Origin of the sequence: Achromobacter sp. K91 (assembly GCF_003576205.1) — a bacterium.
GTDB classification, from domain to species: Bacteria; Pseudomonadota; Gammaproteobacteria; order Burkholderiales; family Burkholderiaceae_B; genus Achromobacter; species Achromobacter aegrifaciens.
In genome coordinates this window covers 51,742-65,051 of sequence record NZ_QWFB01000048.1, presented here as the reverse complement: position 1 = coordinate 65,051, position 13,310 = coordinate 51,742, and the positions used below count along the sequence as shown (strand labels likewise).

Below are 13,310 nucleotides of genomic sequence, written 5' to 3'. Positions count from 1 at the left end.
CCGGCCCCCGGGGCGGGGCCGCGCATCGGCGTATTGCGGCAGGTTCCGGGCCTAGCGGTAGGCGGCGGGATCGCCCGAATCGGTGGGCGTGGCGACCACGCGCTTGAGCGCCTCGCTCATCGCCACGTTCAGGTTGATGCCCTTGGGCGGCAGCGGGCTGCGGTACCAGCGGTCATACAGCGCCTGGAACTCGCCGCTGGCATAGAGCGTCTTGATGGTGTCGTCCACCAGCGCCTTGAACTGCGGATCGTCGCGGCGCAGCATGATGGCGTAGGGTTCGATCGACAGAGACTCGTCGGACACCTCGTAGCGGTCCGGCTGCTTGGCGTTGGCGATCAGGCCGTAGAGCAGGATGTCGTCCATGACGAAAGCGGCGGCGCGGCCGGTCTCGACCATCAGAAAGCCTTCCGCGTGTTCCTTCACGGGCACGATCCTCATGCCCAGCCCGCGCTTTTCGTTCAGCTCGTTGATCTGGCGGATGTTCGCGGTCCCGGAGGTAGAGGCCACGACCTTGCCCTTCAGATCGTCGACGCTGCGCAACTTGGAGGACTTCTGGCTGAGGAACCGGTTGCCGGTGACGAAGGTCGTGACCGAGAACGCCACCTGCTGCTGGCGGTCCAGGGTGTTGGAAGTCGAGGCGCATTCCAGGTCTATGGTGCCGTTGCCCATCAGCGGAATGCGCGTGGCGGAGGTGACGGGCAGATACTTCACCTGGATGTCGCTGCGCTTCAGACGGGCCTGCACCGCGCTGACGATGCGATTGCAGATGTCGATCGAGTAGCCGACAGGCTTCTGGTTGCCGTCGTAATAGGAAAACGGAATCGAGGTCTCGCGATGGCCGATGGTGATCGCGCCGGTGTCCGCGACCTTCTTCAGCGTGCCGTCCAGCTGCTGGGCCGCGACGGGGCCTGCCATTGCAACCGTCAATGCCGCGATCAATGCCTTGATGGAAAGTGCCATGCTTTTCTCCTTGGGATTCATGTACTTGTGGGGTGCTGCGCAGGACTCGCCGCCGAGCGCGCCCGTCTCCCGGCCGTGGCGGGAGCTTCGGGCGCGGCCAGTCAACGTTGGGTATAGAGGTTGAACACGCGCTCCACCGGCTCTTGGGCTGGTCCCTGGCGGCGCGCATACATGCAGATCTGCATCGGGACGGCGCAGCGCCGGTCCTTGATCGCCACGATCTCTCCCGCGTCCACCGACACCCGGGCGCTGGACTCGGGCAGCCACGCCAAACCCACGCCGGCGCTGACCAGCGTGCGGGCGCCGTCCACGAAATCGGTTTCGCAGACGCGCTGCAGGACGGGGCGTTGCAAGAGGTCGCCGCAAGACAGGTCGACCAGCCGCCGGAAATAGGCGCCCTGGGCGTGCGACACATAGGGGTAACGCGCGGCAGAATCGGCGTCGTACAGCGCGGTCTCGTCCACCGGCATCGAGGCGGGGCGGAACAGTCGCAGGAAGTCGGGCTCCATGCCGGTCCGCATATAGGCTTGCGGATCCAGCTGTATGTCTTCCGCGGCGTGGCGAAAGCACACCAGCAGGTCCACCACGCCGGCCGCCAGCCACTCGACCGAATCATGCACATTGCCCACATGCAGGCGCAGCGACTCGACCCCGCTCTCTTCCTTCCAGCGCACGCACCAGCCCGGGAAGTGCGAGGTTGCCAGGCAATGGGGCATGGCCACCCTGAGGACCGCGCCGTCATGGCCGGTGACGCCGGCCTCGCCGCGCGCATCCACCACCTTGCGCACGATTTCGGCGGCGTTGGAACGGAACTGTTCGCCCGCCGCCGTCAGACGCAAGGGAAAGCAGCCGCGGTCGATCAGCGCGGCGCCTGCCCAGGTTTCCAGGGACTGGATGCGGCGGCTGAACGCCGACTGCGATACATGCCGCAGCTCAGCCGCCGTGGTGAACTGTCCGCATTCCGCCAAGGTCAGGAAATCCTGGAACCAACGTAGATCCATTGCAACCGCCGCGCCGTCAGAGTGAATGCGAGGCAGTATAGGGACCGCGCCCGGCGGGCTTATGCATAGTTTGCATAACGCCCCCGCAGTCAGGGTTACTCCCGACTTTTCCGTCTAGGGCAGGTTTTCCCGGAAGATCACCTGGCTGCGCGCCAGCTCCACCCCGTTCATCGGACTGCGCTTGTCGCGCAGGTTGCAGAAGATGCGCACGCAGCTCATCAGCGCCTCCATCGGGCTTTGCGTGATGACGGCGTCCATGGTGCCGTCGATCAGCAGCGCGCGGGTGTCGGGCGTGAGGCCGTGGCCGATGAAGACCACCCGGTGTTGCTGCCCGGCTTCCTTCAGCGCGCGCGCCACGCCGTCGGACGCGCCGCCGATGTTGTAGATGCCGGCCAGCTGCGGATACTGCTCCAGCAGCTGGCGGGTCTGTTCGTAATTGCGCTGCGCGTCGTCGTAGCCTTCGCGCAGGTCCACCACCTGCATGGCCTGGAACTGTTCGGCGTACAGCTGCAGGAAGCCGCCTTCCCGCTCTTCGTGGGCGCGGTAGTGACGCGACCCGGCGATCAGCGCCACGTGCGCCGCGCGCGACCCGATGAAGCGTGCGATCAGGTAGCCCGCGGTGCGCCCGGCCGCGCGGTTGTCCAGGCCCACATAGGCCACGCGGGCGCTGTTGGCCAGATCGGAGATCAGCGTCACCGCAGGCACGCCCTGCTGCGCCAGCAGGTTGACGGCCTCACGCACCGCCGGGTGTTCCAGCGCCATGAAGGCGATGCCGTCGGCGCGCTTGCCGTGCTTGGCCAGGGCCTGCGCCAGCGCGTCCGGATTGAAGCTCTCCACGTACTCGACCTGGCACCTGGCGTTGAGCGGCCCGAAGTGCTCCTGCGCATAGCTGACGGTATCGCCCAGCATGCGCAGGTAGCGGTTGCTGCCGCGCGGCAGCAGGAACACCAGCCGCAGGGGCTCGGGCGCGGCCGCCGCGCGGACCTCCTGTTCGGGCAGGTAGTCGAGTTCGATGGCCGCCTTGAAGACTTTCTGGGCGGTGCTGGCGCGCACGCCGGGCCTGCGGTTCAGGACCCGGTCGGCCGTGGCGGTGGACACTCCTGCGCGCTCCGCCACATCGGCCAGACGCGCGAGCTTGCGTTCGGGAGGCATGCGATTCACATCAAAATCCATCATTAATCAGGTTTGACGATATTGGCAACGATTCACTATTGTCCACTCTGCCGCATGGTACTGGCGCTGTTGTGGCACATCAAAAAACATCATAACCAAGATTATGGAGACAACCATGAAGCTGCTGACACGCCGTAGCGCCCTGCGCCGCCTTTGCGCGGTTCCCGCCGTCGCCCTGACCTCGGGCTTCCCGCTGATCGCCCGCGCCGCCGACTACACGCTCAAGTACGGCAACAACCTGCCGGTCACGCACCCGCTGAACATCCGCGCCCAGGAAGCCGCCGAACGCATTCTCAAGGAAAGCAACGGCCGCGTGGACATCAAGATCTTCCCGAACAACCAGTTGGGCGGGGACACCGACATGCTGGCCCAGGTGCGCTCGGGCGGCATCGACTTCTTCACCCCTTCCGCACTGGTCATCGCGACCCTGGTGCCGGTGGCGGCGATCAATGCCGTGGGCTTCGCCTTCAAGGACTACAACCAGGTCTGGAGCGCCATGGACGGCGCGCTGGGCGCCCACGTGCGCGCCGCCATCGCACAGCGCCGCCTCTACGCCTTCGAAAAGATGTGGGACAACGGCTTTCGCCAGACCACCAGCAGCAAGGCGCCGGTCAAGTCCGCCGCGGACATGGAAGGGCTGAAGATCCGCGTGCCGGTCAGCTCGCTGCCGATCTCCATGTTCAAGGGCCTGGGCGCCGCCCCCGCCAGCCTGCAGTTCAGCGAGGTCTATTCCTCGCTGCAGACCAAGGTGGTGGACGCGCAGGAGAACCCCTTGCCCATCATCCAGGTGGCCAAGCTGTACGAAGTGCAGAAATACTGCTCGCTCACCAACCACATCTGGGACGGCTACTGGTTCATCGCCAACGGCCGCATGTGGGAAGGCCTGCCGCAGGACCTGAAGACGGTGGTGGCGCGCGGCATCAACGAGGCCGGCCTCGCCCAGCGCGAAGACATCAAGAAGCTCAACGCCTCGGTGCAGTCGGACCTGGAGGGCAAGGGCCTGCTGTTCAACCAGCCGTCGGCCGACAGCTTCCGCGAGCAATTGCGCGCGGCCGGCTTCTACAAGGAATGGCAGGGCCGCTTCGGCAACGAAGCCTGGACCCTGCTGGAGCAGGCCGTCGGCAAGCTGGCCTGAGGACGCGCCATGTCCTCCCTGTCCGCTCCCCACGCCGCGCCGCAGGCGCTGCCGGCCCATCCGCTGCGCCGCGCCGCCGGCGCCCTAGACGCGCTGCTGGGCAGCGTGGTCGAACACGTGGCCGCGGCCATCGTGCTGATCGAGATCGCCGTGTTGTTCGCGGGCGTCGTCGCGCGCTACGCCTTCCACAGTCCGCTGGTCTGGTCCGACGAGCTGGCGTCCATCCTGTTCCTGTGGCTGTCGATGCTGGGCGCGGTGGTCGCCCTGCGGCGCGGCGAACACATGCGGATGACGGCGCTGGTCAACAACGTCAGCCCCGCGCGCCGCGCCCAGCTGGAAACGCTGGCGCTGGCCGCATCGCTGGCCTTCCTGGCGCTGATCCTGGCACCCGCCGTGGAGTACGCGCATGAAGAACACTTCATCATCACGCCCGCGCTGGAGCTGAGCAACGCCTGGCGCGCCGCCGCGATTCCGGTGGGCATGGGACTGATGGCGGTGGTGGCGCTGCTGCGCCTCCTGCGCACCCAGACCGCGCCGCAAATGCTGGCGGCGCTGGCGGGAGCCGCGGCGGTGGTCGCGCTGTTCTGGGTGGCGCAGCCCATCTTCGCCACGCTGGGCAAACTGAACCTGCTGATTTTCTTCGTGGGCATCGTCGCCGCCACAGTGTTCTCGGGCGTGCCCATCGCGTTCTCGTTCGCGCTGGCCACGTTCTCCTACCTGGCTCTGACCACCAACACGCCCATGGTGGTGATGGTGGGCCGGCTGGACGAGGGCATGTCGCACCTGATGTTGCTGGCGGTGCCGCTTTTCATCTTCCTGGGATCGCTGATCGAGATGACCGGCATGGCGCGCGCCATGATCCAGTTCCTGGCCAGCCTGCTGGGCCACGTGCGCGGCGGGCTGTCCTACGTGCTGATCGGCGCCATGTATCTGGTGTCCGGCATCTCGGGTTCCAAGATCGCCGACATGGCGGCCATCGCCCCCGTGCTGTTCCCCGAAATGCAGAAGCGCGGCGCCAAGCCCGGCGACCTGGTGGCGCTGCTGTCGGCCACCGGCGCGCAGACCGAGACCATTCCGCCGTCGATCGTGCTCATCACCATCGGCTCGGTGACGGGCGTTTCCATCGCCGCGCTGTTCACGGGCGGGCTGCTGCCGGCCGTGGTGCTGGGCCTGGCCTTGTGCTCGGTGGTGTGGTGGCGCTACCGCAAGGAAGACCTGAGCCTGGCGCAGCGCTTCAGCGCCCGCGAGATCGGACGCTTCTTCGTCATCGCCCTGCCCGCCGTGGCCCTGCCCTTCGTGATCCGCGCCGCGGTGGTCGAAGGCGTGGCCACCGCCACCGAGGTCTCGACCATCGGCATCGTGTATTCGGCCGTGGTCGGCCTGCTGATCTACCGGCGCTTCGACTGGGCCCGCTTGAAGCCCATGCTGATCGAGACCGCCTCGTTGTCGGGCGCCATCATGCTGATCGTGGGCTGCGCCACGGCCATGGCCTGGGCGCTTACGCAGTCCGGCTTCTCCGGCGACCTGGCCAAGCTGATGGCCGGCATGCCCGGCGGCAGCTACGGCTTCCTGGCCGTGTCCATCGTGGCCTTCATCATCCTGGGCAGCGTGCTGGAAGGCATACCCGCCATCGTGCTGTTCGGCCCGCTGCTGTTCCCGATCGCGGCGCAGGCCGGCGTGCACGAGGTGCACTACGCCATGGTCGTGATCTTCGCCATGGGCATAGGCCTGTTCGCGCCGCCCTTCGGCGTGGGCTACTACGGCGCCTGCGCCATCAGCCGCGTCGATCCCAACGAAGGCATAGGCCCGATCTGGGGCTACGTCGCCGCGCTGCTGGTGGGCCTGGTGATCGTCGCTGCCTTCCCCTGGTTCTCCATCGGTTTCCTGTGAGGTCCGCGGCCCGCACCGGGCCGCATCCTCCCGACATCCTCAAACCTCTCCCGCAAAGAATCCATCATGAGTCGTTTCCTGGGCGAAATCCGCCAACTCGGTTATGTGGTGCACGACATCGAAGCCGCCATGGACTACTGGAGCAACACGCTGGGCGTGGGCCCCTGGTACTACAACCCGCGCGTGCCCATCGTCAACTACCAGTACGACGGCGCCAGCCACGAACCGCACAACTCGGTGGCGCTGGCCAACTCCGGCTTCGTCCAGGTCGAGCTGATCCAGACCCGCAACGACGTGCCCTCCATGTACCGCGACTTCCTGCAGGCCGGCCGCACCGGGCTGCAGCACGTGGCCTATTGGACCGAAAGCTACGACGCCGACCTGGAGCGCCTGCTGGCGCAGGGCTTCAAGCCCAAGATGAGCGGCGAAGTAGGCGAGAAAGGCCGCTTCATCTACTTCGACACCGAGTACCACCCCGGCACCGTGATCGAGCTGTCCGAAGTGGCCGGTCCCAAGGGCCGCCTGTTCGACCTGATCCGCGACAGCGCCCGGGATTGGGACGGCAGGGACCCCGTGCGCCCCTTCCCCGATCTGAACCGGATCTGATCCCCTTACCTGCCACCTCCGCCATGAATTCCCAATCGTTTACCGCCACCTACCTGATCGAAACCCCGCTGGACCCCGGCAAGGTCGCGGAGATCATGGCTGGCGAGCAATCCTGCGGCACCTTCACGCGGGTGCAGGGCGAAACCGACGAACTGCGCGCCCGCGCCCGGGCGCGGATCGAGTCCATCGAACCCCTGGAGTCCGCATCCGCGCCCAGCCTGCCCAACGCCTGGCTGGCGCGGCAGCCGGGCGGCATGCCTGGCCGCTGCCAGCGCGCCCGCGTGCGCATCGCCTTTCCCGTCGCCAACGTCGGCGCCAACCTGCCGACGCTGGCAGCCACGGTAGGCGGCAACCTGTACGACCTGGGCGAAGTCACGGGGCTGCGCCTGGAAAGCATGGAACTGCCGGCCAACTACCGCGCCCAGTTCGACATGCCGCGCGCGGGCATTGCCGGCACGCGGCAACTGACCGGCGTGGCGCACGGTCCGCTGGTAGGCACCATCATCAAGCCCAACGTCGGCCTGTCGCCCGAGCAGACCGCGCATCTGGCGGCGCAGCTGTGCAATGCAGGCGTGGACTTCATCAAGGACGACGAGGTCTGCGCCAACCCTGCCCACGCGCCGCTGGCGCAACGCGTCGCCGCCGTCATGGCGGTGGTGCGCGCACACCGCGAGCGCACCGGACGGCAGGTCATGGTGGCGTTCAACATCAGCGACGAGACCGACGCCATGCGCCGCCACGCCGACCTGATCGAACGCGAAGGCGGCTCCTGCGTCATGGCCAGCCTGAACCATTGCGGCTACTCGGCCATCCAGACCTTGCGCCGCAGCACCCCGCTGGCGTTGCACGGCCACCGCAATGGTTACGGCGCGCTGTCGCGCCACCCCATGCTGGGCGTGGGCTTCCAGGCTTACCAGACGCTATGGCGGCTGGCCGGCGTGGACCATATGCACGTGCACGGCCTGCAAGGCAAGTTCGCCCAGGAAGACGCCGAAGTCGTCGAGTCCGCGCGCGACTGCCTGGCCTCGCTGACTCCCGGGATCGATGACCCCGTCATGCCGGCGTTTTCGTCCGGCCAATGGGCTGGCACCGTGCCCGCCACCTGGGCCGCCGTGCGCAGCGACGATCTGCTGTTCATGTCCGGCGGCGGCATCCTCGCCCACCCGGACGGACCCGCCGCAGGCGTGCTCAGCATCCGCCAAGCCTGGCAGGCCATGCGCGACGGCGAGCGCCTGGAAGACTACGCGCGCAACGCCCCGGAACTGCGGCGCGCCATCGAGTTCTTCGGCAGCCGCGCATGAGTTCAGCGGCGCAAGACGCAACGCGGCCGCGGCTGGGCTGGTACGGCGACGACTTCACCGGCGCCACGGATACGCTGGCCGAAACCGCGCGCGCCGGCCTGCGCAGCCTGCTGTTCCTGGGCGTGCCGACGCCGGACCAGCTGCGCCGCGCCGGACCGCTGGACGCCATTGGCATCGCCGGCGCGGCGCGCGGCATGGCGCCAGCGGAAATGCAGGCCGAACTGCAGGCCGTGGGCCGCTACATGGCGGGTGCGGGCGTGCGCGTGCTGCATTACAAGTGCTGCTCCACCTTCGACAGCGCGCCGCACGTGGGCAGCATCGGCGCCGCCGTGCGCGAACTGCACCGCCACATGCCCAACCCGCTGGTGCCTATCGTGGGCGGGCAGCCCAGCATCGGCCGCTATTGCAGCTTCGCCCAGCTGTTCGCGCGCGCGGGGTCCGCGCCCGAGATCCATCGCATCGACCGCCATCCGGTCATGAGCGCGCATCCGGTCACTCCCATGCACGAAGCCGACCTGCGCCTGCACCTGGCGGCGCAAGGCTTGGCGGACATCCGCTCCTTGCCGCACACGGCCTACCCGCGGCTGCGGCGGGCGGCGGATGCGCCGCTGCTGGACGACTGGGTGGACCAGGTCATCGAGAGCAGCGACGGACCGCTGCTGCTGGACCTGGTCGACGAGGAACAGCTTGCCATCATCGGCCGCCTCATCTGGCGCGCGGCGGCCTGCCTGCCCCTGCTGGCGGTCGGCCCCAGCAGCGTGCAGCAGGCGCTGGCCCGCGCCATGCCGGTCGGCAGTTCCAGCGCCACGGCCACGCCGCTGCCGGCCGCCTCGGGCCCCGTGCTGGTCGTGGCCGGCAGCCTGTCCCCCGTGACCGCCCGGCAGATCGCGGCGTGCCGGCAATACCAGCGCCAGCCGCTGCAGGCGGAGCGGCTCTTGCGGGATCCGGCCTATGCCGCGCAACAGGCGCAGCTGGCGGCGACCACACTGGCGCAGGGGCACAATGTGCTGGCGCACACCGACCGGCCCGCCCAGCCGCTCGCCGCGCATCAGACCGCCGCGACGGCCCGCGCCACCGGCCAACTGGTGGCGGACATCGTGCGCGCCAGCGCGCAGGCCGGCGCGCCCCTGTCGCGCATCGGCATCGCCGGCGGCGACACGTCCAGCCAGGCGACGTTGGCCCTGGACGCCTGGGGCCTGGCGTTCCGCTGCGTGCTGGCGCCCGGCGTGACGGTCAGCCTGACGCGCAGCGACGACCCCGCGACCGACTGCATCGAGCTGATGCTCAAGGGCGGGCAGATGGGCGGGGATCTGCTGTTCGACGAGTTGGTGGCGGGAACAGCCTGACACGGCGCATTCTTTTGCTATTGGAAAGCCATTGTTTCCCAGGCCTGGATTTATCCGCATGAGGGAAGCTGACAGAATCTGTGCTCCCAAAAGGAGACATGGAAGACATGGCAAGAACACTGATAAAGAATGCCGGCATCCTGAGCATGGATGCGAAGCTCGGAGAGCTGCAGGGCGACGTCCTGATCGAAGATGACCGCATCGCCGCGATAGGCCCGGACCTGCAGGCGCAGGACGCCGAAATCATCGACGCCAGCGGCATGATCCTGATGCCTGGGCTGATCGATGCGCATCGCCACGTATGGGAGATCATCGACATGGGCCGGCTGGTGAAATCCCGGCCAGCCGAGTACGCCAGCAACTACCAGAAGTGGAAGATGCGGACCATCGTCTGCATGACGCCCGAGGACAATTACCTGGCTGAACTCGTCGGCGGACTGGAAGCGATCAACTCCGGCGTCACCACGATTTTCGACTTCGCCCACGGCCAGCCCACCGAGGACCGCGCTCTCGCCGCCGCCCAGGGCCTCAAGGATTCCGGCATCGCCGGCTGGTTCGGCTTTCAGCTGGGCGTGTCCTCGTCCTACGGTCCCGGCGATACGGTGCCGCTGGCCCAGGCCGACGGCCAACGCATCGCCAAGACCAGCGAGACGCATTGGCGGACCGCCGAGCGCCTGCAACAGGAGCTTTTCTCCGACAGCTCCGCGCCCTTGCAGCTGGCGCTGGCGCCCAGCGGCAACAACGGCAGTTCGCTGGACGACATCCGCGCTGAATGGACACGGGCCCGCGGCATGGGCGTCGGCATGCTGGCCGCCCACATCCACAAACCGGAAGCGCCGCACGCGGCCGGCTTCATGGGACACCGGGACTCCGGCATCGGCGACCTGCACGATGCCGGCCTGCTCGGACCGGACTATCAGGCCACCCACGCCAACCGCCTGACCGACGAAGAACTGGCCATGCTGCGGGACACGGGCGGCATGATTTGCGCCACGGCCATGGGCGAGTTTCCGTACGTCATGTCCGCCGACAAGGGACCTTCCGTGCATGGCCGTTCGCGCCGGGCGGGCGTGGCCACCGGCATGGGTATCGATATCTCCCTGGCCTTGCCCAGCGACTACTTCGAGCATATCCGCGCCACCTACTGGAACCTGTACCTCGATCCAGAAGTACGCGACGTCATGAAGGCCTGTTCCTCCGACTACATCCTGGATTTCGCCACCGCCCTGGGCGCCAAGTCCGTGCGGCTGGGCGACACCGTCGGCACGATCAGCGTAGGCAAACGCGCGGACCTGCTGTTGCTGAGCACGGACCGCATCGGCTTCGGGATGGCGGGCAGCCTCGCCGACCGCGTAGTCACCTTTGCCTGCACGGCCGACATCGACAGCGTGTGGATCGCCGGCCAGGCGCGCAAGCGCCACGGCAAGATGCTGGGAGTAGACTGGCCCGCGCTGAAAAAGCGCCTGGTTCAAGCGCAGGAGCGCGTGGGCCGGCAGGCAGCCACCATCCGCCTCGTCTGACCGATCCTTTCCATACGAGCACCTCGCATGGCGGCTGTAGACCTCGGCAGGAATCGCATCCTGCCCCATGTCTCAGCCGCCACAGTCGTTTCACGCGTACAGGACTCTTCGAACATGAAAAAGATACTGGGCATTGCCACGCTTGCCGCCCTGCAAGCCTGTTTCACGCCGGCCGCCGCGCAAAGCGCGGACTCATGGCCGAACCGCCCGGTGCGGATCATCCATGGCTTCGCGCCGGCCGGTCCCATCGACAATTTCGCCCGTCTGCTCGCCGCGCAGTTCAACGACCGCTTCGGCGAGCCGGCCATCGTCGAAGGCAAGCCCGGCGCCGGCGGCACCATTGCCGCGCGTTTCGTCGCGCGCAGTCCGTCGGACGGATACATCCTTTACCTGATGGCCTCCGGCCACGCGTCCGCGCCCGGTCTCTACAAGTCCCTGGGCTACGATCCCGTCAAGGACTTCACCATGATCTCCATCGTGGCCCAGAGTCCTTACGCCGTGATCGCCAATCCCGTCGCCGGCTACGGCTCGATGCGCGAACTCATCGACGCGGCCCGCCTACAGCCGGAGAAAATCGACTACGGTTCCGGCGGCATAGGCAGCGGCATGCACCTGGCCGCCACGTTGCTGCAGGCGCGCACCGGCGTGCGCCTGAACCACGTGGCCTACAAGGGCGGCGGCGCTCCGGCGTTGGCGGTGATCGGCGGCGAGGTTCCCGTCATCATGACGGCATTGGCCGGCATGAGCACCTACATCGCCGAAGGCAAGGTCAAGCCGCTGGCCGTGACGACCCGGGAACGCTTCGCGCAGTATCCCGATGTTCCCACCCTGGCGGAAACGGTGGCGCCCGGCTTCGACGTCACGGCCTGGTATGCGCTGGCCGGCCCCAAGGACCTGCCGCCCGCCATCGTCGCCAAGCTCAATGACATGGTGCGCGAAACGCTGCAGCGCAAGGACATCATCGAAAGCCTGCGTTTGCAGGCCGCGGAACCTTCGACGTCCAGCCCGGACGAAGCGCAGGCGCTGCTGGCAAGCGAAGTCGCCCGGTGGCAGAAAGTCGTGCGCGAGGAAGGCTTGTCGAACATGAACTGAACCGGAATGGCGCGCCGCGGCGCGCCATTTCCTCAGAACTTGTGCCGGATGCCCAGGGCCACGGCGCCCTGGCTGTCCTCGCCAGCGGGCAGAGTAGCGAGCGGCGCGAAGTTCAGCGCCGAGTTTCGCGCATAGGCGGCTGCCGCATACAGGTCGGTGCGCTTGGACAGGCCGCCGTATACCAGCTGCAAGGCGTACTGCCTGGCATTCGGCGGATTGCCCGCCCCTGCCCTGGCCTTCACATCGTCGTAATAGAAGGCGGCCGTGATCCGCAGGACCGGCGAAATGCGGTACCCGAGTCCGATCCACCACATGTCGTCGCGCTGGTTCAGGTTGCCTTGCGCGGTCTTGTCCTGCGCCCAGCGGTAGCCGACGTCAGGCGCCACGGATCCGGCGCATAGGTCGCGGCCAGCGCCAGCTTGCGCAGCCGATTCGACGCGGTGGCTGCCGTTGCGCCGCCCGCCTCGTCGTAGACCGCCGCCAGACCGAACGGACCGGAAAGGTAGCTCGCCCCGCCACCCCAGGCCGCGCGTTGATAGGGCGCGCCCGCCGCGTCATCGAGCTGATAGTGCGCCTGCGCCGCCAACGGCCCCGTCCCGACGCGATACTTGACCGAGTTGTCCAACCGCAGGTTGCCCATGAGGAACGGCATGGGCTCGTAGGCGCCCGCGTAGGTCAGGGGCATGAAGGCAGGCAGTAGATCGAACATGCTGACATATTGCCGCCCGAAACTCAGCATGCCGTAGGGCCCGTTCAGGCCCAGGAAGGCTTGCCGGTTGAACGGCCGCCCCGCCTCGCCCATCGCCCCCGTATGCATGTAGAAGCCGCTTTCAAGTGCGAACACGGCCTGCATACCGCCGCCCAGGTCCTCCACCCCCCGCATGCCCCAACGGGAACCCGACAGCCCGCCGGAGTTCATCCGCAGCGAGGATCCGCCGGACGAGGACGATCCTGCCGCCGGCCGGGCATTGCTCCTGTATTCGATGTAGCTGTCGGCCAATCCGTATAGCGTAAGGCTGGACTGAGCCAGTGCCGCCGGTCCGTTGCCGGCACAGGCAGCCAGCGCCGCCCACCTCGCCAGAACCCTGAATTGCTTGCTGCACTTCATGAACTCCCCCTTTTGTACGTCGTTATGTTTGCCGTGGTCGGCAACAGGCCTGCCGCAATACGCAGCAATTCCCCGCGCCGCGCGAACCGGGGTTCGGGCAGCGCTGGACTACAGGCAGGATTGATGGTTGCCGGCGGATGCCGGCCTCATGCAGAAAACGGGCCCGCGCGCAGGCAAG

The 13,310-nt window shown here is 67.5% G+C and carries 12 protein-coding genes; 7 read left to right on the top strand and 5 right to left on the bottom strand.

Annotated elements, in window-relative coordinates; genetic code table 11:
* Positions 1 to 51 precede the first annotated feature (51 nt).
* The 3 genes from DXK93_RS23335 to DXK93_RS23325 all read right to left on the bottom strand — a co-directional run bounded on the left by DXK93_RS23335 (position 52) and on the right by DXK93_RS23325 (position 3,137).
* Positions 52 to 960: a transporter substrate-binding domain-containing protein gene (locus DXK93_RS23335; protein WP_119451261.1), complete on the bottom strand. Its 909-nt coding sequence runs from the start codon at positions 958 to 960 to the stop codon at positions 52 to 54.
* Positions 961 to 1,061: 101 nt separating this feature from the next.
* Positions 1,062 to 1,961, bottom strand: coding sequence for a LysR family transcriptional regulator (locus tag DXK93_RS23330; protein WP_119451260.1), 900 nt, complete (start codon positions 1,959 to 1,961; stop codon positions 1,062 to 1,064).
* A 114-nt stretch (positions 1,962 to 2,075) separates the two neighbouring features.
* Positions 2,076 to 3,137 (bottom strand): LacI family DNA-binding transcriptional regulator, encoded by a 1,062-nt coding sequence (locus DXK93_RS23325; protein ID WP_054456227.1) that lies wholly within the window; start codon positions 3,135 to 3,137, stop codon positions 2,076 to 2,078.
* 112 nt (positions 3,138 to 3,249) lie between these two features.
* Here DXK93_RS23325 and DXK93_RS23320 point away from each other — a divergent pair, with 112 nt between their 5' ends.
* The 7 genes from DXK93_RS23320 (at position 3,250) to DXK93_RS23290 (ending at position 12,024) form a co-directional block, all read left to right on the top strand.
* Positions 3,250 to 4,269 (top strand): TRAP transporter substrate-binding protein, encoded by a 1,020-nt coding sequence (locus DXK93_RS23320; protein WP_054456226.1) that lies wholly within the window; start codon positions 3,250 to 3,252, stop codon positions 4,267 to 4,269.
* Between the two features lie 9 nt (positions 4,270 to 4,278).
* Positions 4,279 to 6,159, top strand: a complete 1,881-nt coding sequence (locus tag DXK93_RS23315) for a TRAP transporter large permease subunit (protein ID WP_119451259.1) — start codon at positions 4,279 to 4,281, stop codon at positions 6,157 to 6,159.
* 66 nt (positions 6,160 to 6,225) lie between these two features.
* Complete coding sequence (locus tag DXK93_RS23310; RefSeq protein ID WP_054456224.1) at positions 6,226 to 6,765, top strand: VOC family protein; 540 nt, start codon at positions 6,226 to 6,228, stop codon at positions 6,763 to 6,765.
* A gap of 23 nt (positions 6,766 to 6,788) precedes the next feature.
* Entirely contained in the window at positions 6,789 to 8,066 is a 1,278-nt protein-coding gene (locus tag DXK93_RS23305) for a ribulose-bisphosphate carboxylase large subunit family protein (protein WP_119451258.1), read from the top strand.
* Positions 8,063 to 9,412 carry a four-carbon acid sugar kinase family protein gene (locus DXK93_RS23300; RefSeq protein WP_119451257.1) on the top strand — a complete coding sequence of 450 codons (1,350 nt, stop codon included), beginning with the start codon at positions 8,063 to 8,065 and terminating at the stop codon, positions 9,410 to 9,412. Before DXK93_RS23305 ends, DXK93_RS23300 begins: the two co-directional genes overlap by 4 nt.
* Before the next feature lie 107 nt (positions 9,413 to 9,519).
* Positions 9,520 to 10,932 (top strand): amidohydrolase family protein, encoded by a 1,413-nt coding sequence (locus DXK93_RS23295; RefSeq protein ID WP_119451323.1) that lies wholly within the window; start codon positions 9,520 to 9,522, stop codon positions 10,930 to 10,932.
* Positions 10,933 to 11,046: 114 nt separating this feature from the next.
* Complete coding sequence (locus DXK93_RS23290; protein ID WP_088158194.1) at positions 11,047 to 12,024, top strand: tripartite tricarboxylate transporter substrate binding protein; 978 nt, start codon at positions 11,047 to 11,049, stop codon at positions 12,022 to 12,024.
* Positions 12,025 to 12,056: 32 nt separating this feature from the next.
* Here the strand turns inward: DXK93_RS23290 and DXK93_RS32635 are convergent, their stop codons facing one another.
* Together DXK93_RS32635 and DXK93_RS23285 are read right to left on the bottom strand one after the other, a co-directional pair.
* The gene (locus tag DXK93_RS32635) at positions 12,057 to 12,410 is read right to left on the bottom strand and encodes a porin (RefSeq protein ID WP_370127427.1); all 354 of its coding nucleotides are present in this window, start codon (positions 12,408 to 12,410) and stop codon (positions 12,057 to 12,059) included.
* Positions 12,353 to 13,132, bottom strand: a complete 780-nt coding sequence (locus tag DXK93_RS23285; RefSeq protein ID WP_370127425.1) for a porin — start codon at positions 13,130 to 13,132, stop codon at positions 12,353 to 12,355. The genes DXK93_RS32635 and DXK93_RS23285 overlap by 58 nt, the downstream gene beginning before the upstream one ends.
* Positions 13,133 to 13,310 lie beyond the last annotated feature (178 nt).